Genomic DNA, 26,180 nt, shown 5'->3' on the forward strand with positions numbered 1-26,180 from the left:
AGCACCTGGGTGCCAATGCAGGAAGCGACGGAACGGTGAATGGTATTTTGCCAAACATCACAGTAACTACTACCGATGTGACCAATGCGAACTTCGGGGTGCAGCAGCCGCCGGTTACGACCGACGAGGCACTGCCTTCTTCGCCTAATCCTGGCGGCACGGTAACTGTCGATATTTCCGATGATTTCAATTTTACTGATCCGGATGGAACGGTAGAAACCATCACCTTTACGGCATTCCCTGACAGCGTGACCACAGTGACCATTAACGGAACAACCTATGTGGCCCCTGGCCAGACGCCGGGCGCAGGACAGCAGGTATTCCCTGACTCGGGCGTGACTGTTCCGGTGGCTAATCTGGAAGTGCTGATCGACCCGATCGACGGCAACCCGACCGTGGAGGTACCATTTATCGTGACGGACAATGGTGGTTTGGAAAGCAACGAAAGTTCTGTGACCAAGCCGTTTACCACTCCGCAAGTACACCTTTCAGGTAATGTATTCCACGATGCCAATGCATTGACAGACAGCACTGTGAACACTACGGGCTCCGTAACTACCATCCCGACAGGTCTGTTCGTCACATTAGTGGACAGCACCGGTGCAGCCGTGGCGACCGTTCCTGTGAATGCAGACGGCTCTTACGATTTCGGTAACGTAGCGCCTGGTACTTACAGCGTGGTATTGCACCAGACAGCAGCCGGCTCGACGACGCCTAGTTTGCCAACCGGTTGGATTAACACCGGCGAGCACCTGGGTGCCAATGCAGGAAGCGACGGAACGGTGAATGGTATTTTGCCAAATATCACCGTAACTACTACCGATGTGACCAATGCGAACTTCGGGGTGCAGCAGCCGCCGGTAGCCGATCCGAAGGAATACCTGATCGATCAGCCGATTACCGACGCGATTATTCCGCTCAACGGTTCGCACACAAGCACAGGTACAGGCACCAGCTCGCCTGACCAGCTGACGGGTGCCGATCCAGAGGATGGTACATTGAATGGCTCAGGCAAAGACCGTACCGTGGTGATCACAACCCTGCCCGACAACGGCGAGCTGTACTACAACGGTGTACTGGTAACCCCGGGACAAGTAATCCCGAACTATAATCCTGACTCGTTGGCGATCAAGCTTACGGGCGCGGGTTACACCAGTACTACCTTCGAGTACGCCTACGTGGATGAAGCCGGCGTGCAGTCACCGCCTGCAACGTATACGATCAGTTGGGAGAAGCCGCTTCCGGTAACCTTAGTGTCCTTCACCGCTACCGCACGTGAAAATGCCGCTGAGCTCAACTGGGCGACGTCGGAAGAAACCAATTCCGACCGCTTCGAAATCCAGCGCAGTACCGACGGCAAAACGTGGAAACAAATTGGTAGTGTGAAAGCCGAAGGCGAGAGCAAGGTGAGAAAGAACTACGTTCACATTGATCACCAACCAGAGGTGGGCGCGACCAACCTCTACCGCCTGAGAATGCTGGATTTGGACGGCACGTTTGCATTCAGCGCGATCCGAAGCGTCCGCTTCGACAGCAAGCTGGAAAGCAGCATTTACCCTAACCCGGTAAGCAATGAACTGACGCTTAAAGTGACCAGCTGGAAACAGGTAAAATCCATCCGGATCAATAACCTGGCAGGTTTGGAAGTTTACAGCTCAGGAGCGGCCGACTCCGGAAAGGTAGATGTAAGCAAGCTCGACGCGGGCGTGTACGTCCTGCGCATCACACACACTGACGGATCTGTTCACACACACAAATTCGTCCACGTTAAATAATGCATAAGGCTGATTAATGGTTTACAGACGTTCCGTTGCGCCGGCATCCCGGTCGCCAACTGGAACGTCTGTTCCAAAATTTCTCCGCATTCAAAGGCTCTTCCCACTGCAACTTTTAGATCCCTAACCCTCTATGTCGTGAAAATTCGACATATAATGCGTTTTTATAGGTACAAATCGCCCATTTACTGAAAGGTATTTTTATGACCGCTGCCACATTTGTGCTCTTTGAGTTACAAATACTTGGCAGCTGTTTCCCTCACGATGCAGTTAACCATACTTCGTAAAACTAAGATCCTTTCCCTATGGCCAACGGCTTCGGAAACCGACAATGATTACTTTGACGTGGAGCGATCTGCCGATGCGCGCAGCTGGACAAAAATGGGTCAACTGAAAGGCGCCGGCACGGTGAACACGGTCCGCAATTATTCATGGAGCGACCCAGGTCCGTTGGAAGGCACCTCCTATTACCGGTTGAAAATCGTGGATACCAAAGGAAAAGCCGAGTACTCTGTGATCCGCATGGTTAAAATGAATACCCGGCCCGCCCCGACCGCATACCCTAACCCTGCGACCAGCTTCCTGAACGTTTCGGGAAAAACAGATGGCGATGTTACGATATACAGTTTGTCTGGTCAAAAGCTGGGGCAAATAGCAGTGAAAAGCGAAAAAACAGTTATTCCGATTCAGGACCTTCCCGTAGGCGCCTATTGGCTGAAATCCGGTGATGGATGGAGCTCAAAATTCATTAAGGATTGAGGGAATCGCCTGGCTCCTTTCAGATTCACGTTACTTGCGTCGGTGACTTACCTGGCGAATTTCTTCGTTCCCGCTACGCAGAGGATCACCCCGATGGTAATCGCGAACATGCCAACGCTCACTTTCTCGTGGAGGAGCACGGCTGCCAGCGCAAGGCCAAAAAGCGGCTGCAATAATTGCAATTGCCCGATGGTCGCGATTCCTCCCTGCGCCAGGCCGCGGTACCAAAATATGAAGGCGATAAACATGCTGAAAAACGACACATAGGATAAACCGGCCCAGGCCCGGACACTGATCCCTTCAAATGATGCCGGCAGGTAAATTAACGCCAGCGGTAACATGACAGGGAACGAAATGACCAACGCCCACGATATTACCTGCCAACCACCCAGTTCTTTGGAAAGCTTCGCCCCTTCGGCGTAGCCAAGCCCGCATAATAGGATCGCGGCTATCATCAAAACATTTCCAATGGGTGATGTGGCAGCCCCCTGAGCAACCGCATATCCCACCACAAGGAGACTACCCGTTACAGAGAAAAGCCAGAATACAGGCTTAGGCCGCTCACCGCCGCGAACAATCCCAAACACCGCCGTAGCCATAGGAAGAATGCCCACAAAAACGATAGAATTGGCCGATGTGATGTATTGCAGCGCCAGGGCGGTGAGTAACGGAAAGCCTATCACCACACCGACCGCAACAATAACGAGCGGGAAGATTTGTTTCCGCGCCGGCTGTTTTTCCCGGAAAGCCAGTAACACACCACCAGCCAGGCAGGTTGCGATCACAGCGCGTGCTACGGTCAGAAAAACGGGGTCAAATTCGAGCACTGCAACTCTGGTTGCGGGTAAGGAACCGCTAAATAGTAAGACTCCGATAAAGCCATTCAACCATCCGCTATTGGTTTCTTCCAATGAGTTCTTAGTCGTCATTACACTTAATTATAAGGTTTTTACACACGGCAAAATTATCCAGTGTCCCGGGATATATACAGCTACATTTTTATACATTTGAATGGACACAGTTGATTTATGAACAAGGAATATCTGTACAGCGACATAGCGGGTCGCATTGCAGCTCAAATTCGGAACGGGCTTTTCAAGGCGGGTGACAAATTGCCCTCTGTGAGATCGTTATGTCAGGAGCATCATGTGAGCATGAATACGGCCAAGCGGGTGTATTGGGAATTGGAGTCGCAATCGCTGATCGAATCAAAGCCCCAATCGGGGTATTTTGTCAGTAACCTCTCCTATCTTCGTCTTGCCCTTCCGGAAGTAAGCCGTCCTTCAATTGAGGCGAGCAACGAAGAACCCGACGAACTGATAGCTAACGTGTTCACCAACATGGGTAACGATCAGCTCACCTTGTTTTCCATTGGCGCTCCTTCCGGCGGCCTCCTTCCCGTAGCCAAGCTGAGAAAGGAAATTGTCCTCGCTACCCGGGAACTTCGCGAAGCAGGGACCGAATATGAGTCTTTGCCGGGGAACAAAAAATTGCGAAACGCTGTCGCCACGCGCTCTTTGGGCTGGGGCGGAAATCTGACTGAAAATGACCTGGTTAGCACCAGCGGAGGAATGAATGCCCTGTTTTTAGGCCTGATGGCCGTTGGCAAACCGGGTGACACTGTCGCGGTTGAAAGCCCGTGCTTTCCGGGCATCTTTCAGTTGGCAATTAGCCTTGGATTGAAGGTTTTGGAGCTGCCTACCCATCCGACGCAGGGGATCGAGATCGATGCATTAAAACGGGTACTGCCCCTGATCGACATTTGTCTTCTGGTGCCTAATTTCAATACACCGTTAGGAAGCTGCATGCCCGATGAACGCAAGGAGGAGGTGGTATCGCTTCTTTCGGAACACGGCATTCCACTGATCGAGGATGACATTTACGGGGATCTCTATTTTGGTACACAGCGCCCGAAATGTTGCAAGTCATTCGATACCACCGGTAATGTCCTGTGGTGCGGCTCCGTATCCAAGACGTTGGCTCCCGGCTACCGGGTTGGCTGGATCGCACCGGGGCGGTATATGGACCGGGTTCTGAAGCTTAAACTTGCCCATTCCATATCGTCTACCTCGATTGTTCAGGAAGCGGTGGGAAATTTCTTCAAAACGGGAAAATATGAACGGCACGTTCGGCAATTACGGTGGACGTTGCAAAGCAATTACCAAAACTACGTCAATGCAGTAGCCGAGTATTTCCCGGAAGGGACCAAGACAAGTCGTCCGCAGGGTGGACTGGCCTTATGGGTGGAACTACCCAACGACATCGATACGACGCAGCTGTATAATCAGGCTTTGAAATCACAAATAAGTATCGCGCCCGGACGAATGTTTACATTACAAAACCAATTTCAGAACTGCATGCGGCTTTGTATCGGGCTACCGTGGAACGACTCGTTGAAAATGAAGCTGAAACACATCGGAAACCTCGCAAAAGCGATGACCAACGGTAGACATTGATCCGCTTTTGCATTCTTGCCGCCCTGGTCTTTAGAACAGACTGGCGTACGCGACGGGGATAGCCGCAGCGATGGCAGGCATTTTTTATGCTTCCGGCTTATGATCAAACAATGTCTGCCATGGAAACTCAGCAAAAAGATATTCTGCACAAAACGGTCCGGGTTAACGGCGTAGAGATATTCTACCGACAGGCCGGCCAGCGCTCACAACCGGCCATCTTGTTGTTGCACGGTTTCCCGAGCTCGTCGGTCATGTTTACCAGGTTGATGAACTCACTCTCCGATCGCTATTATCTGCTCGCCCCCGACTATCCCGGATTTGGTTTCAGCGCATTCCCCGGCGTCGACAGTTTCGATTATTCATTCGACAATATGGCCGGGGTGATTCGCGGCTTTATGGACGCGCTTGGTCTCGACAAATTTTTCATTTACCTGCATGACTACGGATCTTCGATCGGTCTTCGCATTTGCCTGTCGTCCCCGCAGCAGATTCTTGGCCTCATTGTCCAAAACGGCAATGCATACCGCGAGGGCCTGGGGCCTCAATGGGACGAAACTATCGATTACTGGCGGCATCCGACCGAGGAGAAAAAGCGCCGCGTAAGTGCGTTTTTATCCGAAGAAGGCACCCGCGCGCAATACACGGAAGGCTTGCCCGGGCATCTGCTGCCCCTGGTCGGCCCTGAGCTTTGGACATTGGACTGGGCGCTCATGAGCAGGCCCGGAAACATCGACATGCAGTTCCGGCTCAATTGCGACTTCGAGAGCAATCTGGCCATGTACGGTCAATTTCAGCAATACTTCCGTGATCAGCAACCCCCGGCGCTCATCCTCTGGGGAAAGTATGATGTCTTTTTCAGCATCGAAGAAGCTTTTTGCTACCAACGCGATTTGCCCGATTCGCAGCTGCATATACTGGAAGGCGGTCATATGGCGCTGGAAACCAACTTTGAGCAGGTACTTTCGCTTATCACGGAGTTTCTGACCCAATCAAGCTCGCTGCGATCATGACTATTTGATGTGCCTCGTTCGCTACCCCTTGCTCACCGCTGACGATCGAAAGAAATGGAGGGTACCTGCCGGGCTGACAGATCATCTGCGTTGAGACAGCAGTTGATCAATTATGGGCTTTGCAATCACATATGGTTGCCCCATGCTGACCATATTACCGGTCCAGGCTTTCACAATAATTCCATTTTGATCGACAATGTAGGTTGTAGGAAATCCGCTAAAAACAAACTGCTCAGCAACATGTTGGGAGTTTGCGACGATATCAAAGCGGAACTTTCCGGTATTATAATACATGGGTTTTAAGGTTTGCTCGTTGTCCGTGGCGAATCCGATGAAATTCACATTTTTAGTCCGAAACTCCTCCACCAGTTTATTCAGGGATGGCATTTCAGCAACGCATGGCTTACATCCTTTAAACCAGAAATTGATAACCAATACCTTACCGCGCAGATCAGCATTCCGGTATCTTTTGCCGTTGATAGTCTTAAACTCCAAATCCGGAATCTTTTTTCCGCGGACGCATTCCGACCACTCGTTCGAAGCCCTTTGCATCGCCATGTTAGAACGACCGGATAAATGATTCAGGCCCAACTTTCGGGTGCTGTCATTTACATAGATAGCCCTTTGTGTTTCATACAACTTCGAACCACAGGTCTTGATTGTCGCATCTTGCGAATAAGACAGCAGAGGCAAAATCGTGATCAGCAAAAGCATATATTGTTTCATAGACTGTATTAATGAAATACCGTGATGATCGTTTGCATATATCTTGTAGCTTCTCGTTGCCCCCACGAAAGTTAAAAGGCCGTAAACAATGCTGGTTACTGACGAATGCAAGAGTGCCAAGCACAGGATTTCTGACCAGATCAAGCGTGTAACATCTGCTGAGATTTCCTCACTCGGAATAACAACATCGCCAGAATCGCAAAATCTATATAAAACCAGCAAAAAGCCTTAACCGATCTGGTTCTTCAATTTTCTAACGTATTCTTTGTAGAACTATATAGTCCCGCTATTTCGCCGAACAGCTATTTTTTTGAAACATTTTTAATGGATGAATTATTTAACGGTATTGCTTCTCCCTGAAAATACCACGCCAATTAAATTTTGATTTTATATTGATGTTTGGAAATAAACACATTTTGATATTTTTGCAAATACCATATGCTGTCATAAGTGAAAGAATGGGTTTGTGTATCCGGGCAGAAATAGGTGTTTCTTTTGCATTTCATTTTTAATGGAATAAAGTAGTTGATGATGATCAGCGGAACATTTCCAGGCTGGCCTATTTTAAACTACACATTTTAGAAGTATCTGATTTTTTTCCACTATACTAAACCCGACACATGAGCATTCTTCAGCGAATCAAACGAAAAACGGAAAAACTCAAAGACCGTTTTTTCCCATTAAAGGAATTTAATCCAAATACCCTTCCATGGATAGACCGGCCCAATCCAGAAATCTCCCGTTTTCTGCGAGCGAACCCGCCCAGGTACAATGTACCCTACGATATGGCTGAAAAACTCAGTCATTGGGAACAAAATGGATATGTTGTGCTCGAAAAAATTGTCCCGGAAGAAATGATCGACAAGTTTTGGGGTGATTTCAGAGAACTTGTGGGTAATCCCGAGAAATACGACCTGTCCGTTCGCATCGATCTTGAAGAATTCAAACCCAATCAGGAACGCAATATCAAGGACTTCCCCAAAGAAGCATTGCTGGGCAAATATGTTAAAATTAACGATTTCCATAATTCCTCGGTAGCCGGGAAAAAGCTGATGACGCATCCTTATATCGTCGCATTTCTCGAAGCGATATTCGGTCAGAAAGTCGTGGTGATGCAGAGCCTGGTTTTTATGTACGGAAGCCAACAACCTACACACCAGGATTTTCCGTGGGTTACGGCACGGATCCCGAGCCACCTGGCCGCAGCATGGATTGCCTTAGAGGATATTAAGATCGATTCCGGGCCGCTGTATTATTACATTGGCTCTCACAAAATGCCCAAGTTCGATTTCGGGACCGGCATTCTTTTCAAACCCGACTCTACGCGCTCTCCCCTGGAATTCGCTTCATACCTCGACCAGACAAGTGCGGACCTGAAATTGCCCAAAGAAACATTACTGATTAAAAAGGGCGATGTCCTGATCTGGCATGCAGCACTCGCGCACGGAGGTTCACCGATTACCAACCCTGATCAAACCCGGAAATCGTTTGTCTGCCATTACTCTACTGAGCAGGCATTACCCTATCATCGTAATTTCCCAACCCAAATACCCGTCCGGCAGGAATACAATGGGGTATACATTTATAACAACCCACTTTTGCCCAATGCCGAGGATATATTTAAATAAAGCTAAACTTTGTAGTTCAAATTTATCCGCTAATACATTAACGGGCCCGGGTAAATCTATGGCTGCTCCACTATCAAATTCTACTAATACCGACTAACTGAACGCGGTCGCGGCAGGTCTGTCGTCATCTGCCCGCCTTAATAGCTCGCAATGGCTTGTTAAGGCGGGCAGTAACCACATCAAAAAGTTGTTGGCGCGGTATTCAGGTCGCCGGAGCGGTAAGCCATGGCAAACTCTCTTGAAAACTCGTCCAATGTAACTCTGCCAGTCGGTTGGTTCCATTGTTTTTGGAAATCCTCTGCAAAACTTCCATCGCGGATGGCAACCCCGATCTCAATAATATAAACCTGCGCCATCGGCTGGGAAAAACCATCCTGCATTAGCGCGCCCAAAAGCTGTTCATCGGAAAACTCCACCCAATGCACATCCGGCTTTCCCGCGGCATTTCCAAGCGCCCGCGCCACCTGTTCGCCGTTCTTTACATCACTGACCACGTACCGAACCTGCTTTCCTGAAACCGAAAAGTCATCGATCGCCCTGAATGCTGCTTCGGCAATATCCCTGGGATGCGTGAGCGGCAGGCTCGCCGATCCGTTAAAGTTATTACCGATCATGCCCTGGTACCGGATCAGCGGCATAGCACCATAAAAATTGGTCATAAACATTCCCGGGCGCAGGTGCAGGACATGCACGTGTTGTAACTCGTTGAGCAGCTGCTCAATGTAAAAGTTCGGGCCAGTCGGACCCAGCCCGTCTTCCAGGTGTGCGCCGACACTGCTCAGATTCACCGCGAGCTTCACCCCGGTTTCCTTCAGCGCACGGGCATATTGCCGGCCCATGGTCATCATGTATTGTTTGACGTCCGGTGCATGATAGTCCGGAGGGATCATCAGGTACACCGCGTCGCTGCCTTCGAAAGAGTGCTTTACAAACTCGTAGTCGTCCAAGGAGCCGACCAGTGGCACTGCGCCCAAGGCACGAATTGCTTCCGACCGTGCCGGATTGGATGTGACAACCTTAACGGTATGTCCTTTCGTGATCAATTTTTCAGTCAGGATACGTCCTACGTTTCCCAAAGAGCCTGTTACTGTTACAATCATTTTTAGTCTGTTTAAATGTTTGCCCAAAACTAGATTTGAACTTACTTTTGTACAAGTACTTACCCAATGGTATGTTCAACTATGGCAAATATCAAAGAGACCTCCGTCATCCAGGAAAACAAAAGCAATGCCTTTGCAGCATGCCCGGTAACTTTCGTAGTGGAACGGATCGGCGGGTACTGGAAACCCATTATCCTGTTCAATCTCCTGGCAGGCACCAGGCGTTATCACGAGCTGAGAAAGGCTGTTCCGGGTATCACTGAAAAAGTACTGATCCAGCAGTTGAAGCAACTGGAAGCCGACCAGCTTGTCACCAGGATATCAAAACCGGTCGTCCCGCCCTATGTCACCTACGAGCTTTCCCCGCAAGGCAAGGCATTGCGACCGGTACTGCTGGCAATGGCTGAATGGGCCGTCGGGCACGGAGGCGCACAATCCGAGCAATTCGAAAAGCAACTGGCCGACTTCCCCGGCGAGGAGTAGCTTTACCATATTCTCAGCGAACACCCAAAAGTTGACTTTTTTCGCCTCTTTCAATCCTATAATCGTAGCTTTGCGGCTTCAAACAATGAGAAGATGATTACAGTTGAGAATTTGGCCGTCGAGTTTAGCGGTTCTACCCTTTTTAGTGACGTTTCCTTCGTTATCAATCCTACCGATAAAATTGCCCTTATGGGTAAAAACGGGGCCGGCAAGTCCACCATGATGAAAATTATTGCCGGCGAACAAAAAGCGACGCGGGGCCATGTGCGTGCGCCGAAAGATGCCGTGATCGCTTATCTGCCGCAACATTTATTGACCGAAGACAACTGTACCGTTTTCGAAGAAGCGGCAAAAGCATTCAAGCAGGTTTTTGAGATGCGTGCGGAAATGGATAAACTGAACCACGCACTCGAAACCCGCACAGACTACGACAGCGAAGAGTATATGGCCATCATCGAGCAGGTGACCGAACTCGGTGAAAAATATTACCAGCTGGAGGAAGTCAATTATGACGCCGAAGTGGAGAAGGCGTTGAAAGGACTGGGATTCAGGCCGGACGATTTCCAACGGCAAACCAAGGAGTTCAGTGGCGGATGGCGCATGCGTATCGAGCTTGCCAAAATATTATTGCAGAAGCCCGACCTTATTTTGCTGGATGAGCCTACCAACCATATCGACATCGAGTCGGTGATCTGGCTGGAAGACTTTTTGGTGAACAAGGCAAATGCCGTAATGGTGATTTCTCACGACCGTGCTTTCATCGACAATATCACCAACCGCACGGTTGAAGTGACGATGGGCCGCATTTATGACTACAAGGCCAACTACTCCCATTATTTGCAGTTGCGCGAGGAGCGCAGGGCACATCAAATGAAGGCGTATCAGGAACAGCAGAAGATGATTGCAGATAATTTGCAGTTTATCGAGCGTTTTCGCGGTACCTATTCCAAAACCAATCAGGTTTCCTCGCGTGAACGCATGTTGGAGAAACTGGAAATCATCGAAATTGATGAAGTTGATAATTCAGCCCTGAAACTTCGCTTTCCGCCCTCGCCACGGTCAGGGGACTATCCGGTAACCGTGAAAGATGTGTCAAAATCCTACGGGGACCATGTTGTGTTTAAAAATGCAAACATGTCTATTTCGAGGGGAGAAAAGGTATCGTTTGTGGGCCGGAATGGCGAAGGTAAATCGACGATGATCAAGGCCATCATGGGCCAGCTCAATGTTGACGGGACCTGCCAGCTGGGGCATAATGTCAAGGTCGGATACTTTGCGCAAAACCAGGCATCCCTGCTGGATCCTGATCTGACTATTTTTCAGACAGTGGATGAGGTCGCAGAAGGAGATGTAAGAACCCAGATCAAGAATATTCTGGGGGCATTTATGTTTCAGGGCGACGATATCGACAAGAAAGTAAGCGTGTTGTCGGGTGGGGAAAGAACGCGGCTTGCGATGGTGAAGTTGCTTCTGGAACCTGTAAACCTGTTGATTCTCGATGAACCTACGAATCACCTGGATTTGAAGTCAAAGGATGTTTTGAAAGAAGCGCTTAGAAACTTCGACGGAACGCTGGTACTGGTATCCCACGACCGCGATTTCTTACAAGGCCTGTCCCAAAAAGTTTTTGAGTTCAAAGACAAACGGGTCATTGAGCATTTTGAAACTATTGATGCCTTTCTCGAACGCAATCGGATAAAAAGCATTGCCGACCTGCAACTTGCGAAGTAGTCAACGGTGATAGCGTCAATAGCCTGATCGTACCAAAAACACGGAAACCATGGCAGGACAACGGGAAGTTACCACAGCGATACTCGATGCCGCTATCCAGGCTGGCGATGAAATTGAATTGTCTTCCCTGCTTGGCAGGTTCCCGTATCCGGAGCAGTTGCCCGATATTTACCAGGATACCGGTTATCAGTCGGGCAATTCAACTGAAAGCAACGCCCGGGAAATCATTCGTCACCGCCATTGCTTCGATTCCTGGCAGGATTATGCTGCATTCCGGACGGGTTTATCTGACAGGAATTCCCGCTCCGTCTGCTTTGAAGCTGCCGTGGAGGCGATTGTACATGGTAATCCAGACATACTGCTTGGCTTGCTGGCAGCTTTTCCCGAATTGGTCCATATGCGCTCGCCGCGAAATCACCATGCGACCCTCCTGAATTACGTTGGGGCCAATGGCTTTGAATTCTGGCGACAGCGGACGCCGTACAATGCTGTGAAAATAGCTCAGTTACTTTTGGAGGCGGGAGCCGAGGTCGACGCCTGGGGAGATATGTACCGCGGTACATCCACCCTGGGGCTGGTGGCCACCAGCGTGCATCCGGTGGTTACCGGCATACAGCAAGACCTCATGGATGTCCTGATCCGCCATGGCGCAGACCCCAACCACGCCGTCGCCCCCGACTACACCGAGGGAATGCTCGTACTGGCCTGTATTCACAACGGCCGGTACGAACCGATCCACTACCTGGCCAAACATGGCGCCAGGATTGATTTTGAAGGGGCCTGCGCACTCGGAGACTTCCCAAAAGCGCAGGAGCTTTTCGCAAATGCCAGCTCTGAAAAGCGGGCTATGGGCCTGATCTGGTCGTGCCAATATGACCACCGGCAAGTATCCGCTTTTTTGCTCGACCAGGGCATTCCCGTCAACATATACATCAGTGGAACAACGCCACTGCTTGCGGCTGCCTTCGAGGGCCAGTTGCAAATGGTCAAATTCCTCCTGGAACGTGGCGCGGACCTGGAAATGACGAACGATTATGGAGGCACCGCGCTGGGCCAGACCTTGTGGTGCCTTTCCTATCATCGCAAGCCGGCACATATGGAGATCATGGAACTGCTGATTGCCCATGGCGCCGTTGTTCAGCAAAATTGGCAAGCTTCCATCAACGAACTGCGTAAACAGGTACGGCCTTAAACACTCTGGGCAAGCAGTAGAAAAAAACGCTCGCGGACTTCGGTTGACAGAAGCTTCAACGAAACCGCAGATGAAGAAATCAACGCCTGTCCCCGCAGACGAGCCGCTACTAGGCGATCTGTGGAACCGTTTCCGGGAAAATGATGAGCAGGCGTTCGACGAGCTGGCCAAACGCAGGTACCGCCTCCTGTTCAACTACGCGACCCGGTTCACCAAAGACACCGAGCTGATCAAGGACTGCATCCAGGACCTGTTTCTGGAACTCTGGTATCGCAGAGCGCGCCTCACCGACACCAGTTACGTGACGGTTTACCTGATTTGCGCATTGCGGAACAATCTTCTGAGAAAACTGAGAGTGAACACCCGCCTCGACGACTCAGTCGATATTGCGGCCAGCAGCGATGTTTTCACCGACAATCTCACGGTGGAAACAATGCTGATCAGCTCCGAATCCATGTCGCAGAATGAGCGCGAAATCCGTAACGCGATCAACCGGCTACCGAGGCGTCAGCAGGAAGTGATATTTCTTAAATTTTATGAGGGGTTATCTAACGAAGAGATCGCCAAAGTAATGGATATTGAAAAGCAGACAGTGGCGAACTTTGTCCACCGGGCGATCAGTCAGCTCAAAAACGACCTGCCTTCATTCTCCCAGATCATGCCGCAAATTATCTTTCTGTTTCTTTCTTCCGCATCCACCGAACTACAACCCTAGCAACCAGCACCTTACACATCTTCGTATCACCTATCCACTGGTTTAATTTAAATTATTTCTCAAATTTTTATCATAAAAAGGGTATCAGCTTCCCGGTACGTACTATTTCAATGCAGATAGGTTACTGAAACCGGAAAATGCAGGACTACGCGCAATACGACATCAAGGATTTCCTGGCCGATGAGGCTTTTTGCAGGTGGGTGCTTCGCCAGCAGCCGGCTGATAATGCATTTTGGGAAAACTGGCTACGCAATAACCCGGAACGTGCGGGTATTGTTTCGAAGGCTAAAACATTGATTTCAGAAATTCACCACGCGCAGAACTACCTGAGCGACGAGGAACTGGAAACGGAATTACAGCGCCTCTCGGCAGCCCGAAAATCGGCTACCCGGGATCCGGAATACTCCGAACCGACGCGGCGCTGGCTGCGGCCCGTTTTGCTTGGAACAGGCGCATTGGCGTGCGTGGTCGTCTTGTTTTTCATTTTCAGCAATCCGCTGAGCTGGCAAACCGGCGAGCGGACCGCACACGTTCCTTCCAAAGTGTACAAAAGCGAAAAATGGATAGAAATCACTAATGACGGCAATAGTACGAAATCGGTTTCCCTGCCAGACGGCAGTTCTGTCCGGCTTTCGCCCAAAAGCAGGTTCAGCTACCCGGCCAAGTTTGTCAAGACCGGGCGAGAAGTGCTGCTGAATGGTGAAGCGTTTTTTGAAGTAACCAAAAACCCGCAAAGCCCTTTCAAAGTCTACACGAGTGATATCGTCACGACCGTTTTGGGCACGAGCTTCACGGTCAAGGCCTTTGACGGAGATAAAGATGTACGCGTCGTGGTAAAAACAGGAAAAGTGACCGTAACTGCAAACACGGCACGCAACAAAACCCGCGAGCCCGAAAAGACCCAGCTCGTGCTGCTGCCCAACCAGCAGGTTGTCTTTCATCGCGACGAACAGACAATGAAACGCTCGCTCGTCGGCAACCCGTCACCCGTCGGGCAGCCGAATGCCGGTACCCTGGTTTTCGAGAATGCGCCGGTCGCCAGGGTGTTTGAATCGCTGCAAAAGCAATATGAAGTCCAGATCATTTATGACGCCGACCTGCTGGCTGGTTGCCAGCTGACCGCCGAACTCGGCCAGGAACCGCTTTTCGAAAAACTGGGAATGATATGTAAAGCCATTCAGGCACGCTATGAGTTGATCGATGGGCAGATCATCATTCAGGGAAGTTCTTGTAGATAAGCATTCACCTTTTTCAGCCCCCTTAACCCTACGCTCATGATCCCATCCGGCCATCCGCCCTGACCAGATGCAAACAAGCCGACGATGCTGTAACATCCCCGGCTTGTCCTGATTCCCCATCTGATTGCTGCCAGTAATCCGGTTCGTCAAAACCGGAGCAGGGAACTTTTGTATCTCATTTTTTCAAAAAAGCATACATACAAATCTATGAAAATTAATACGAAACCGATCAGGATTTTATTCCAAATCATGCGTATATCAATGTATCAGCTGCTCCTGTCAATCCTGTGCACCTCCCTGGTCGTAGCCAACGACAGCCGGGCCCAGGAACTATTGAGCCGTCGGATTTCACTGGACCTGGATGATCAAAAAGTAAGTGTGGCGCTGCGGCAAATCAGCCGGCAGGCGGCCGTGCGTTTCATGTACAGCCCGCAGGTGATCCCGGCCGAACGCAAAGTCACATTGCATGTTCAGAATGAGACGCTTAGTACGGTTCTTGAAACGCTTTTCAAACCACTGGGTATCGGCTACGAGGTATCGGGCAATCAGCTGGTCCTCAGCATCATGGCCGATCCAAAACCGGCCGTTCAGCAGCCGGAGGAAGAACAACGCCCGGCCGACCGAAGCATCCGGGGGTCTGTCAAAGATGAAAAAGGGTCGCCCCTCCCGGGTGTGAGCATTGTAGTGAAAGGCACCCAGCGCGGCTCGCTGACCGACGCCGTCGGGAATTTCGAAGTCAGCATTCCCGACGGCGAGCATACGATCATCTTCTCTTTCGTGGGTTACCTCAGCCAGGAAATACCCGTCGGCAACCAGCGTACAATGGACATTGTACTGAAAGACGACCTGAAAGCTTTGCAGGAAGTGGTGGTGGTAGGTTACGGAACGCAAAAAAAGGTAAATCTCACCGGCTCGGTGGCTTCCGTCGAAGGAAAGGAATTGCTTAAAACGCCTGCTACCAATATCACCAACTCACTCGTCGGCCGGCTGCCCGGGCTTATTGCCGTGAATGGGAACGGAAAACCGGGCGCAGGCTCGTCCATTTCCATCCGCGGGGCGAGCACCTTCGGCGACAACAGCGCGCTGATCGTCGTCGACGGCATTATCCGGACTTTCGACCAGATCGACCCGAACGAAGTTGAAAGCATTTCCATTTTGAAAGACGCCTCCGCGACGGCCGTTTACGGATCGAGAGCGGCCAATGGCGTAATCCTCGTCACCACGCGACGTGGTGCAACAGGCAAGCCCACCTTCCATTACAATGGCTTCGCAGGCATCCAGCAGCCGACGCAATATCCGCGGGTAATGAACGCCTATGAATATGCCGTTACCAAAAACAAGGCGGTACGGAACCTCGGCAAGCCTATTCAGTATTCCGACCAGGAGCTGGAAGATATTCGCACGGGAGTACTTCCCGAATATGACTGGTACGGCAATACACTGAAAAAACAATCCTTCCAGACGCAGCAGAACCTCAGCGTTAGCGGCGGGTCCGAGGCGATCCGTTACTTCCTTTCGCTGGGTTACCTCGATCAGGACGGGATGTACGACCGCATTAACTTTCAGCGCTATTCGATCCGCACCAATGTAGATGCGAAAATCAACAAGAACTTCACCATATCGGCCGATATCGACGCCAGCAACCGCAATACCAACCAAAGCGCATACTCGCCCGAAGCTATTTTCGATGACATCGTGGCCGCCTACCCGCTCGACAAGGCCTACAACCCCGACGGGACCATCTTCTACACCCGGGAGCAGCATCCGGTGGAGGAGATCAAAACCGGCTATAATCACATGCGGAACAACATTTTGCAGGCAACGCTTACGGTCAGGCATGACCTGCCTTTTGTCAAAGGGCTTTCCGTGACGGGCCGCGCGTCGTTCGGGCGCGAGTATTCCAATAACAAGCATTATAATGTCCCCATTTTCATGAACCGCCAGGACCAGGACGGCAACACGCTGGAAATATATCCCTATGGCGGCTGGAATGGCAAAACCGCATTGACCCAGTCTTTCAGCGAGTATAATACCACCACACTCAATGCCTCACTGAACTACTCGCGCAACTTCGGCCCGCACGAGGTGGGCGGCTTGCTCCTCTTCGAGCAGCTCGATGCCAAAGGCAATAACTTCTATGGCTTTCGTACCAATTTCCCTGCGCTAGGCCTCGACGAATTCCTATATGGCGGTGAAAACCAAAAAGATGCGAACGGGGGATCCTTTACCGACGGACGGCGCGGGGCCATCGCGCGGGTGAATTACAGCTTCCGGGAGCGCTATCTGTTTGAGGCCTCGTTCAGAAGGGATGGTTCTGTGGCATTCCCGGCGTCCAAAAAGTACGGTTTCTTCCCGGCTGTCTCCGCCGGCTGGCGCATAATGGAAGAGTCATTCCTTAAAAACGCGGCGGGAACGGCGTTTATCGACAATTTAAAACTCCGCGCGTCGTACGGCTTGGTTGGCAATGACCGCAATGTGTACACGGGCTATCTGCTTCGTAACCCAACCTTCCAGTATTCGCAGGTTTACAATCCGTCGGGGACCATCGTTTCCGGCACGGAAGGGCTATCCAGCATTACACCGGGCATTCTTCCGAACCCGAACGTTACCTGGGAAACGGCCGCCGTGACCGATCTCGGCCTGGAAGGCTCCTTATGGAAAGGGAAATTGCAATTCGAGATCGATGTATTTTACAAAAGAACTTCCAACATCCTGCGCACACGCATCCGCTCGATACCGGGCACGCTGGGCGCACAGCTGCCCGCGGAAAACTATGCCAAAGTGGATAACAAGGGCATCGAGTTCATGCTGAGCCACCAAAACAGCTTTCGGGCATTGAAATACTTCATCAAACTGAACGGAAGCTTCTCACAGAACAAGGTGATCACGCTCGACGAGCCGGCTAACACGCCGGATTACCTGCTGCAAACCGGCCGCCCGCTGGGGTTCATTACCGGCTATAAGGCGTTAGGATTTTTCCAGACTGACGAGGAAGTCGCCGCATACCTGCCGCAGTTCAACGGCGGACAAAAAGCCGGCGACGTCAAATATGCCGATATCAACGGTGACCGGAAAGTCGATGCAAACGACCTGACGATCATATCGATGGATAATAATATCCCGAAAATGATCGGTGGATTGTCTTTCGGCGGCTCGCTGAAAGGTTTCGACCTGAATGTACTTTTCCAGGCCGCCGGACGCGTACGGCAGGTGCTTTACGGCGCTGCCCGCGACTTTTTCCAGGGTGGGTCGCGCAACACTTACGTGGATTTGCTGGATCACTGGTCGCCTGAGAACCCCGACGCCTTGTACCCCAGGCCATGGGAAGGCCCTAACCCAAACAACTCACTGACTTCCAGTCTTTACCTGCGAAATTCAAGCTATATCCGGTTGAGATCGATCGATTTCGGTTACACGTTGCCTACGGGCCTGGTCAAGCGGTTGGGCCTGGGGAATGTGCGGGTTTACTTCTCCGGGGCCAATCTTTTCGTATGGTCAAAAATGAAGATGTTCGATCCGGAAATCGAGAACACCACCGGTACCTATTACCCGCAGCAGCGCACGCTGAACCTGGGTCTCAACCTTACTTTTTAATCAGTTAATGTTTACAGTCATGACAAAAATATTTGCTAAAACACTGCTGGTTATAACGATCCTTATGACCACCGCCTGCCATCAAGATTTCCTGGAACGTCAGGCTACCAACTCCATCCCCGAGGAGAATATCTTCCGGGACCCGGCGCTGATCCAGCTTTTTGTCAATAATATGTACCTCGACGTACCGGCATTCGAGCGCAACCTGTACGATAACATCACCGACGAATCGCGCTGCTACTGGGGCGGCGGCCCGCGTAATGTGGTGCAGGGCCAGTGGTTCCCGGATAATAATCCGATGGAATACTGGGCCTACGGGCCGGTGCGGAAAACCAATATGTTTTTAGACAAAATCGACGCGGCCAATATTGACGAAGAACAAAAAACGAGCTTCAAAGGACAGGTAAAATTCCTGCGTGCGATGCTCTATTTCAATATGATCAAGCGCTACGGCGGCGTGCCCGTCATTACCGAGCCGCAGGGGCTCGACGACGACCTTTTCGTAGCAAGGCAGACTACCGACGAGAGCTTCGACTTCGTGGTGAAAGAATTGGAAGAAGCCATTGCGCTACTGCCGGAAACGCACGGAAACCGGGCTATCGACGTGGGGAAGGCCAACAAGCATTCGGCGAAGGCATTTCTGGGCCGCGTGCTCACCTACCGGGCCAGTACATTGTACAATCCGGCAGGCGACGTGGCACGGTGGCAGCAGGCAGCGAAGATCAACAAGGAAGTAATGGACGCCGGCAACTACAAGCTGCATGGCAATTTCCGGAATATCATGCTCGACAAAAACAATGAGGAAGAGATTTTCAGTGTACAGTTCCAGAAACCGTTCCGCGAGCATGGCTGGGACTCCTGGGGCCAGCCCGATTCGCAATCCAAACAGGACGCCGTGAACCGCAGCCCGGTACAGGAATTTGTAGACGCATTTGAAATGAAAAACGGAAAAGCGATCAACGAGCCGGGCTCTGGCTACGACCCGGCAAACCCCTACAAAAACCGTGACCCGCGATTCGACGCGACCGTGCTTTATAATGGCGCTACGTTTTTCGGAGCGACCATTTACATGTACGAAGGCGCCCCCATCGACGGCATCAACCTCCCCTACGCAACCATCACGGGATACCTGATCCGGAAAGGCATGAACGAAGCCAACAAGGACTACTACGGCGGCGCAGGCAGCGACCAGAACTGGATCGAGCTGCGTTATGCCGAGGTGCTTTTAAACTATGCCGAAGCACAAAATGAAGTATTGAATGCGCCCGATGCCTCTGTGTACGCGGCGGTGGAAGCGGTACGTCAGCGGGCGGGCCTGGTTCCACACGAGCTGCCGGCCGGCCTTTCCAAAGTGCAGATGCGCGAAAAGATCCGCCATGAAAGGTACATCGAGCTGAGCTTCGAAGGCAAACGCTACTGGGACCTCAGGCGCTGGAAAATCGCCGGAGAGGTACTGAATGGCAAACAGTTCCACGCGATGTACATTACCAAAAACGCCAACGGTACTTACAGCTACAATCCCAAACCGGTGGACGGCATTCCCTATGTCTTCCAGGACAAGATGTATTTCATGCCCATTCCGCAGCGCGAAATGGAGAAAAACCCGAAACTGAAACAAAACAACGGCTGGTAACGACTGGCAGCCATTTACCTCATTTGCTATGAAGTTCCTATTTCAGCATTTCCTTTCGGCCACCCTCATATTGTCGGTCGTTTTTGTAAAACCATCAGCCGGGCAGGCGCCTAATCCCGGTTTCGCGCCGAAAACAGGCGACCGCATTATTCTGCTCGGCAACACCTTTGCCGACCGGATGCGGCATTACGGCTATTTTGAGACATTACTTCAAAAAAACTTCCCCGACAGGCAGCTGACCCTGCGTAATATGGGATGGAGTGCCGACGAAGTGGGTTTGCAGCCGCGCCCGCTGAATTTTCCGGGTTTCGGAGAAAAGACGAAACGGCTTACGGAAGGTCAGAAAGAAGTAAAATTCCAGGGCTTTACGCACGAGGGAGAGCGGATCGTGATGCCGGTCGCATTGAATTTCGAAGGTTTGAACCAGGACCTGTACGATCAGCAGGCGGACATCATTTTCCTGTGTTTTGGAATGAATGAGGCTTTCAAAGGGCCGCAGGGCTTACCGCAATTTGAAAAAGACCTTGATGTATTTATCCAAAACCTGCAAAAGAACCAGTATAATGGCCGCTCGGCCCCCGCACTCGTACTCGTGTCGCCTATCGCGCACGAAGCCATGGGTGAGCATTTCCCCAACCCGGCCGAACACAATAAAAACCTGGCGTTGTATACCAAAGCCATGCAAAAAGCCGCGTCGGCGAAAGGGATTTACTTTATCGACCTCTACACACCCTCCCTCGCCCAAATGCAGCAAAAAGGCCAGCCTAAGCTGACGATCAACGGCATTCACCTTACCGGCGCGGGTTACAAACAGGCGGCCGAATGGATGGCCCGCTCGCTGGGTTTCGGGAAACTGCCGGATTTGAACACGGAAAACAGCAGGAAGCTGCTGGCCGTCATCAAAATGAAGGACGACCACTTCTTTTACCGCTGGCGCGCTGTGAATGGCGAGTACATTTACGGCCGCAGAAGGGAACCCTTCGGTGTGATCGCATTCCCGCCGGAACTTCGTAAACTGAACCAGATGACCGCTTCGCTGGATTCGGTGATTTGGGAAATGGGAAAGAGTAATGACGCCTCGGCATTTCAGAAGGCGATTGAAATCGTTGATCGGCGCGGGAAGCCCGTGGACCCGATGCTGATACCGGACGTACCGATGACCGGCCGCCAGGGCGAGGCGGCCAGGGCGGCAGCGCATGCCCACCACGAGAAAATGTGGCCCGCCACCACCGACAAATTCAAGCTGCCCGACGGCTACCAGATCAACCTGTTTGCCTCGGAAAAAGATTTCCCGATTGAAAAACCCGTGGCGATGAATTTTGACGCGCGCGGAAGGCTCTGGGTTGCGACGATGCCTACGTATCCGCAATACTTCCCCGGCATTCCGGTGCACGACAAAATCGTGATCCTTGAAGACACCGACGCCGACGGGAAAGCCGACAAGCACACGGTATTTGCCGACGATCTGTATCTCCCGTTGGGTTTCGAATTTGGCAATGGCGGCGTTTACGTGTCGCAGGAACCGGATATCCTTTTCCTGAAAGATACCAATGGGGACGGCAAGGCCGATCTGCGCGAAGTCGTCCTGACCGGTTTCGGCTCGGAGGACAGCCATCACGCCACGCATGCATTTACGTTCGGGCAGGATGGGGCATTGTATTTCAATGAAGGCACGTTCCTGAATTCCCAGGTCGAAACGCCGTACGGTCCCGTGCGCTCTTACGCGGGCGCGACCTACCGCTACGAGCCGCGCACGGCCAAACTAATGCATTACATCTCCTATCCCTATTACAATCCCTGGGGCAGCATTTTCGACAAATGGGGCACCCACCTGATCGGCGACGCGTCGGACGGTTCCAACTATTTTGCTCCGCCCATGACCGGCAATGTCACCTATCCCGACAAACATCCCCGCATTGAAATGTTCACAGAAACGCGGGTACGGCCCACCGCCGGCATTGAGATCGTTTCAAGCAGGCAATTTCCCGACGACGTGCAGGGTAACTTTTTGGTGAACAACAATATCGGCTTCCAGGGCACGAAACAGCACCGCATTATCCCACGCGGCTCGGGCATCGGCAGCAAGGAGGTGGAAGCGATCCTGCAATCGGAAGATCCCAATTTCCGCCCTATCGACCTGGAATTCGGTCCGGATGGCGGTTTGTATATTGTCGACTGGTACAATCCGCTGATCTCCCACGGTGAAAACCCGCCGCGCGATCCCGCCCGCGACAAATCGCACGGCCGCGTGTGGCGGATCACCTACAAAGGCAAGCCGGCGCTAAAAGTGATCGACGTGTCGGGCCAGAGCGTGCCGCAGTTGCTGGAAAACCTCAAAGAATATGAAGACCGGTTCAGGTACCGATCGCGGGCCCGGATCCGTGAAAAGCAGGCCTCGGAAGTGCTTCCGGAATTGAAAAAATGGGTAGCTGCATTGGATAAAAACGACCCGCAATACGAGCATAACCTGCTGGAAGGGCTTTGGCTTTTCCAGGATTTCGACGTGATGCAACCCGACATTTTAAAAACCCTGCTTCAAGCAAAAGAACCTCAGGCACGCGCCGCAGCTACGAAAGTGCTGCTCCATTGGCGCGATCGCATGCCCGGCTCGCTGGCACTCATGCGTGCACGGCTGAACGACCAGTCACCCCGCGTCCGGATCGAGGCGATGGTCGCGCTGAGCTATTTCAACTCCGAACAGGCAGTAACCGCCGCTGCGGATATCTTCCAGTACCCGAGCGACTACTATATGGATTATGCGATGCACGAGACATTCCGCTTCCTGAAACCGATCTGGCTCGCAGGCATCAGGCAAGGCAAAAGTTTTGGAAAAAAACCGAAACAAACGCTGCAATACCTGCTCAAACTCGCCAGTGCGCAGGAGCTCGCCGCATTACCGCAAACTTCCGAAGTACTTACAGCCATGCTGACCAGACCCGACATCAATGCCTCTAAAAAGGCAGAAGCCGTGAACGGCCTTGCGAAAATTCAGCAAACCGGGAAGGTGAAGGTCCTGCTGAATGCCATCCATGAGGAAGAAAAGGCCAGAAAACCGAACCAGCCGGGCACCGCTCAGCAGGAACTGATCAAACTGCTGCTCACTTCGGAACCAGCCGAATTGAAGGCCAATGAACAAGCACTGACACGATTGATTACCGCCGACACCAGCCAGATGATGCAGGCTACCGGCTTTGCCGCGTTGATCAGCGCCCGCCAGCCGGAAGAATCACTGCAAAAAGCCATCGAGGAAAAAACAGCCGCGTATCTGGCAGGCATCTCCATGTTACCGGATCCTGAACTGAAGGCTTCCTATTTCCGGAAAGTAAAAGAACTCGCGCCCCGCGCCCCGGCTATCTCGTATCCTTTGCTGATGAAAATGGCACTTGAAAGCGAAGCCAAAACGCAGCCGGTCAAAGACCTGGTAGTATCGCTGAAAAGCGAACCTGCGCAAGTTCAGAATTCGGCGGCATTTGCAGCGGCAGTCAGGACGATGAAAGGCATGGTGAATGCGGTGCCGGAAAGGGACCGGAACGAAGTGCTATCGATGCTTGAAAACATGGGGACGATCGAAATCAGGCTGGTAGCGATCGAAGCCAAAATGGCTTTTGATAAAAAAGCACTCACCGTTCCGGCGGGCAGAGCGGTGACTCTGGTTTTCGAAAACCCCGACCTGATGCCGCATAATGTGGTCATTGTCAAACCCGGCACTGCCGAAAAAGTGGGTGAAGCAGCCGATGCCATGGCGAGCCTGAAAGACGGATTCGAGAAGCATTTCGTGCCGTCCACACCGGATGTTTTGTTCGCGACCCCGCTGGTCAATTCCGGTAAAACCTTCCGATTGGAATTCAAAGCCCCTGCGCAGCCGGGCGAATATCCATTCATCTGTTCATTCCCGGGGCATTGGCGCGTCATGCAGGGAATCCTGACCGTTACAGACTCCAAAATACCCTGAGATGCACCGATTAACACCGTATTTTCTCATTGCCGGAATCCTGTTTTCCAGCGCATGTAGCGTGGCACAGCGCTACATGCGCCTGTATCCCGGAACGATTCCCAATTCCATAGCAGCACCCGACAGGGAAACTTTGTCCGCCAACGCAACCGTCGATTCACTGACGTCGCACGTTTCAATCCCCGGTCTGACCGTCTTCTTACCCGAACAAAATCGCGCAAACGGAACGGCGGTCATTATCTGTCCGGGTGGTGGTTACGGCACCTTGCTAACCAAGCGGGAAGGAAGCGATGTCGCGCGGGCATTCAACCGGTTAGGCATTACGGCGTTTGTCCTGAAATACCGGTTACCGGACGCGCAGATCATGAAAAAAACGGCTTTGGGCCCCATCCAGGACGCGCAGCAGGCTATTAAAACAGTCAGGGAACGCGCGAAGGAATTCGGTATCGACCCCGGCCGGATCGGCATGATGGGCTTTTCCGCCGGAGGCCACCTGGCCTCCACCGCAGGGACGCATTTCGGGACGCGTTATATCGACGAGACAGGCAAAACCAGTCTGCGACCCGATTTCATGATCCTGATCAACCCGGTCATCAGCTTCAACGACAGTACCGGCCATATCGGCTCCCGCGACAACCTGCTCGGCAAAAATGCCGACCCGGAAACGATCCGTTTATTTTCCAATGAACTGCAAGTCGGCCCTGCGACGCCCCCTGCATTTCTCGCGCATTCCGGCGCCGACGTGGTCGTTCCGGTTTCCAACAGCGTCTCCTTTTACAATGCCATGCAAAAAAGCGGCGTTAAAGGCGCGCTGCACATTTATTCCAGGGGAGAGCATGGTTTTCTCACCTATCCGCCGTTCCGTGTCTGGTTCGACGACGTGGTCGAATGGATGCGCTCGGAATATCTGATCAGCACCGGGAATTAGCGCGGTTCGTCATGCTTTGCCGGCATCCTTGTTTTTGCTCAACAGGACCATAACCGCCAGCAGACAGCTCGTCGCCCCGAACAGATAGACCGAGGCGTATCCCGTCCATCCGGCAACAATGCCCGCAACCGGCCCCGCCAATCCAAGCGAGAGGTCAAAGAACGCGGCATAGGCCCCCAGGGCGGTGCCACGCATTTGCGGAGCGACTTTCTGAATCGCCAGCACGCCCAATGCCGGAAAGACGAGTGAGAAGCCAACGCCCGTGAGCCCGCACCCGGCAATGGCGAGCCCGGATGTGGGAGCAAAACTGATCAGCAACTGGCCGCACAGCTCGATCACGAGCGATACCAACGCAACCCGGTAACCGCCGAACCGATCGGGGAAAGAGGAAAAGAAAACCCTCGTGAGCACATAGCAAGCACCAAATGTGATAAAGGCGAGCGATGGGTTTCCCCAGCTCCGGGAATTGAAAAACAGGGAGATGAAGGATGAAATGCAGGCGAAACCAATGGACGCGAAAGCAAGTCCGAGGCCTTGCGTGGAAATCAGGCCGACGATTTTGTAAAAAGGCGTGCGGATATGTGTTCCATCCACCTTCAACGCCGGTAACCCGGCAGTGGCCGCCCAACTGATACCTGACAGGATGATCGTGGAGGCAAATACATACTGAATACCATATGCCTGCCTGATCCAGATGGCCAACGGCGCACCTAGCGCAATGCCTGCATACATGGCGATGCCATTCCAGGTCATTACCTTCCCCGATTTGGGCGCTCCCACCAGCCCGATGCCCCACGTGAGCGATCCCGTCACCGAAAGGCTTTCGGACACGCCGTGCACCATGCGTGCGAGCATGAGAAGAACGAGCGTGGTGCCGCCCCCGAATCCGAAAAGAACCGTGCAAGTGTAAATTCCCCCCGCCACGGCGACAAGTATAATACCCAGATAATTACTGGTTTTAGCCCCCCTGGTGTCGGTGAGCTTGCCTGAATAGGCCCGGGTGAGCAAGGTTGCCAGCGATTGCAACCCAACAACGATGCCGACGATGAGACTTCCGAAATGCAGATCGTTTTTGACAAAGCCCGGAAGTATGCCGAGCGTCATACCCATAGTAAGGTATATGGCAAAGACTGAGGTGATAATAGGCGTGATGAATTTCGCGAAGGTCTTGTCCTCGCTTGTTGCAGCAATGATGTTCATTTTGTACCGTATAATGATTTTACGGCAGCAAAATTAGTATGTGCAACAGTTGCCGGGGGA

At 52.0% G+C, this 26,180-nt stretch carries 18 protein-coding genes; 14 read left to right on the forward strand and 4 right to left on the reverse strand.

Annotated features, from left to right (window positions below; genetic code table 11):
• Together J7619_RS01270 and J7619_RS01275 are read left to right on the forward strand one after the other, a co-directional pair.
• The coding region (locus tag J7619_RS01270; RefSeq protein WP_291193110.1) for a T9SS type A sorting domain-containing protein at window positions 1-1,775 on the forward strand (1,775 nt) is incomplete at its 5' end.
• A 243-nt stretch (window positions 1,776-2,018) separates the two neighbouring features.
• The gene (locus tag J7619_RS01275) at window positions 2,019-2,534 is read left to right on the forward strand and encodes a T9SS type A sorting domain-containing protein (protein ID WP_291193112.1); all 516 of its coding nucleotides are present in this window, start codon (window positions 2,019-2,021) and stop codon (window positions 2,532-2,534) included.
• Between the two features lie 47 nt (window positions 2,535-2,581).
• Here J7619_RS01275 and J7619_RS01280 read toward each other — a convergent pair whose 3' ends face one another.
• Window positions 2,582-3,463, reverse strand: a complete 882-nt coding sequence (locus tag J7619_RS01280) for a DMT family transporter (RefSeq protein ID WP_291193114.1) — start codon at window positions 3,461-3,463, stop codon at window positions 2,582-2,584.
• A gap of 99 nt (window positions 3,464-3,562) precedes the next feature.
• Here J7619_RS01280 and J7619_RS01285 point away from each other — a divergent pair, with 99 nt between their 5' ends.
• Complete coding sequence (locus J7619_RS01285) at window positions 3,563-4,990, forward strand: PLP-dependent aminotransferase family protein (RefSeq protein ID WP_291193117.1); 1,428 nt, start codon at window positions 3,563-3,565, stop codon at window positions 4,988-4,990.
• 119 nt (window positions 4,991-5,109) lie between these two features.
• Window positions 5,110-6,000 carry an alpha/beta fold hydrolase gene (locus J7619_RS01290; protein ID WP_291193119.1) on the forward strand — a complete coding sequence of 297 codons (891 nt, stop codon included), beginning with the start codon at window positions 5,110-5,112 and terminating at the stop codon, window positions 5,998-6,000.
• 81 nt (window positions 6,001-6,081) lie between these two features.
• On the opposite strand, the gene J7619_RS01295 is transcribed toward J7619_RS01290, so the two are convergent.
• The gene (locus J7619_RS01295; RefSeq protein WP_291193121.1) at window positions 6,082-6,726 is read right to left on the reverse strand and encodes a peroxiredoxin; all 645 of its coding nucleotides are present in this window, start codon (window positions 6,724-6,726) and stop codon (window positions 6,082-6,084) included.
• A 620-nt stretch (window positions 6,727-7,346) separates the two neighbouring features.
• On the opposite strand from J7619_RS01295, the gene J7619_RS01300 reads away from it, so the two are divergent.
• Complete coding sequence (locus J7619_RS01300; protein ID WP_291193123.1) at window positions 7,347-8,354, forward strand: phytanoyl-CoA dioxygenase family protein; 1,008 nt, start codon at window positions 7,347-7,349, stop codon at window positions 8,352-8,354.
• A gap of 179 nt (window positions 8,355-8,533) precedes the next feature.
• On the opposite strand, the gene J7619_RS01305 is transcribed toward J7619_RS01300, so the two are convergent.
• Window positions 8,534-9,454 (reverse strand): NmrA family NAD(P)-binding protein, encoded by a 921-nt coding sequence (locus J7619_RS01305; protein ID WP_291193125.1) that lies wholly within the window; start codon window positions 9,452-9,454, stop codon window positions 8,534-8,536.
• Between the two features lie 81 nt (window positions 9,455-9,535).
• On the opposite strand from J7619_RS01305, the gene J7619_RS01310 reads away from it, so the two are divergent.
• The 9 genes from J7619_RS01310 to J7619_RS01350 all read left to right on the forward strand — a co-directional run bounded on the left by J7619_RS01310 (window position 9,536) and on the right by J7619_RS01350 (window position 24,920).
• The gene (locus J7619_RS01310; RefSeq protein ID WP_291193128.1) at window positions 9,536-9,937 is read left to right on the forward strand and encodes a helix-turn-helix domain-containing protein; all 402 of its coding nucleotides are present in this window, start codon (window positions 9,536-9,538) and stop codon (window positions 9,935-9,937) included.
• A gap of 93 nt (window positions 9,938-10,030) precedes the next feature.
• Complete coding sequence (locus tag J7619_RS01315; protein WP_291193130.1) at window positions 10,031-11,668, forward strand: ABC-F family ATP-binding cassette domain-containing protein; 1,638 nt, start codon at window positions 10,031-10,033, stop codon at window positions 11,666-11,668.
• 49 nt (window positions 11,669-11,717) lie between these two features.
• On the forward strand, window positions 11,718-12,860 hold the full coding sequence (locus J7619_RS01320) for an ankyrin repeat domain-containing protein (protein WP_291193132.1): 1,143 nt from the start codon (window positions 11,718-11,720) through the stop codon (window positions 12,858-12,860).
• Window positions 12,861-12,930: 70 nt separating this feature from the next.
• Window positions 12,931-13,575: an RNA polymerase sigma factor gene (locus J7619_RS01325; RefSeq protein WP_291193134.1), complete on the forward strand. Its 645-nt coding sequence runs from the start codon at window positions 12,931-12,933 to the stop codon at window positions 13,573-13,575.
• Between the two features lie 137 nt (window positions 13,576-13,712).
• A complete protein-coding gene (locus J7619_RS01330) occupies window positions 13,713-14,813 on the forward strand; it encodes a FecR family protein (protein ID WP_291193136.1) in 1,101 nt (366 codons plus the stop codon).
• A gap of 249 nt (window positions 14,814-15,062) precedes the next feature.
• The gene (locus tag J7619_RS01335; RefSeq protein WP_291193138.1) at window positions 15,063-18,407 is read left to right on the forward strand and encodes a TonB-dependent receptor; all 3,345 of its coding nucleotides are present in this window, start codon (window positions 15,063-15,065) and stop codon (window positions 18,405-18,407) included.
• Window positions 18,408-18,426: 19 nt separating this feature from the next.
• Complete coding sequence (locus J7619_RS01340) at window positions 18,427-20,040, forward strand: RagB/SusD family nutrient uptake outer membrane protein (protein WP_291193141.1); 1,614 nt, start codon at window positions 18,427-18,429, stop codon at window positions 20,038-20,040.
• A 28-nt stretch (window positions 20,041-20,068) separates the two neighbouring features.
• Entirely contained in the window at window positions 20,069-23,992 is a 3,924-nt protein-coding gene (locus tag J7619_RS01345; RefSeq protein WP_291193143.1) for a PVC-type heme-binding CxxCH protein, read from the forward strand.
• 1 nt (window position 23,993) lies between these two features.
• The gene (locus tag J7619_RS01350) at window positions 23,994-24,920 is read left to right on the forward strand and encodes an alpha/beta hydrolase (protein ID WP_291193145.1); all 927 of its coding nucleotides are present in this window, start codon (window positions 23,994-23,996) and stop codon (window positions 24,918-24,920) included.
• 9 nt (window positions 24,921-24,929) lie between these two features.
• Here J7619_RS01350 and J7619_RS01355 read toward each other — a convergent pair whose 3' ends face one another.
• Window positions 24,930-26,120: an MFS transporter gene (locus J7619_RS01355; RefSeq protein WP_291193147.1), complete on the reverse strand. Its 1,191-nt coding sequence runs from the start codon at window positions 26,118-26,120 to the stop codon at window positions 24,930-24,932.
• Window positions 26,121-26,180 lie beyond the last annotated feature (60 nt).

It is taken from the genome of Dyadobacter sp. (genome assembly GCF_017744695.1).
Classification (GTDB): domain Bacteria; phylum Bacteroidota; class Bacteroidia; order Cytophagales; family Spirosomataceae; genus Dyadobacter.

Coding starts and splice junctions, on each gene's coding strand:
- J7619_RS01280 (WP_291193114.1), bottom strand. CDS start 3,463: ATGACGACTAAGAACTCATTGGAAGAAACCAATAGCGGATGGTTGAAT.
- J7619_RS01285 (WP_291193117.1), top strand. CDS start 3,563: ATGAACAAGGAATATCTGTACAGCGACATAGCGGGTCGCATTGCAGCT.
- J7619_RS01290 (WP_291193119.1), top strand. CDS start 5,110: ATGGAAACTCAGCAAAAAGATATTCTGCACAAAACGGTCCGGGTTAAC.
- J7619_RS01295 (WP_291193121.1), bottom strand. CDS start 6,726: ATGAAACAATATATGCTTTTGCTGATCACGATTTTGCCTCTGCTGTCT.
- J7619_RS01300 (WP_291193123.1), top strand. CDS start 7,347: ATGAGCATTCTTCAGCGAATCAAACGAAAAACGGAAAAACTCAAAGAC.
- J7619_RS01305 (WP_291193125.1), bottom strand. CDS start 9,454: ATGATTGTAACAGTAACAGGCTCTTTGGGAAACGTAGGACGTATCCTG.
- J7619_RS01310 (WP_291193128.1), top strand. CDS start 9,536: ATGGCAAATATCAAAGAGACCTCCGTCATCCAGGAAAACAAAAGCAAT.
- J7619_RS01315 (WP_291193130.1), top strand. CDS start 10,031: ATGATTACAGTTGAGAATTTGGCCGTCGAGTTTAGCGGTTCTACCCTT.
- J7619_RS01320 (WP_291193132.1), top strand. CDS start 11,718: ATGGCAGGACAACGGGAAGTTACCACAGCGATACTCGATGCCGCTATC.
- J7619_RS01325 (WP_291193134.1), top strand. CDS start 12,931: ATGAAGAAATCAACGCCTGTCCCCGCAGACGAGCCGCTACTAGGCGAT.
- J7619_RS01330 (WP_291193136.1), top strand. CDS start 13,713: ATGCAGGACTACGCGCAATACGACATCAAGGATTTCCTGGCCGATGAG.
- J7619_RS01335 (WP_291193138.1), top strand. CDS start 15,063: ATGCGTATATCAATGTATCAGCTGCTCCTGTCAATCCTGTGCACCTCC.
- J7619_RS01340 (WP_291193141.1), top strand. CDS start 18,427: ATGACAAAAATATTTGCTAAAACACTGCTGGTTATAACGATCCTTATG.
- J7619_RS01345 (WP_291193143.1), top strand. CDS start 20,069: ATGAAGTTCCTATTTCAGCATTTCCTTTCGGCCACCCTCATATTGTCG.
- J7619_RS01350 (WP_291193145.1), top strand. CDS start 23,994: ATGCACCGATTAACACCGTATTTTCTCATTGCCGGAATCCTGTTTTCC.
- J7619_RS01355 (WP_291193147.1), bottom strand. CDS start 26,120: ATGAACATCATTGCTGCAACAAGCGAGGACAAGACCTTCGCGAAATTC.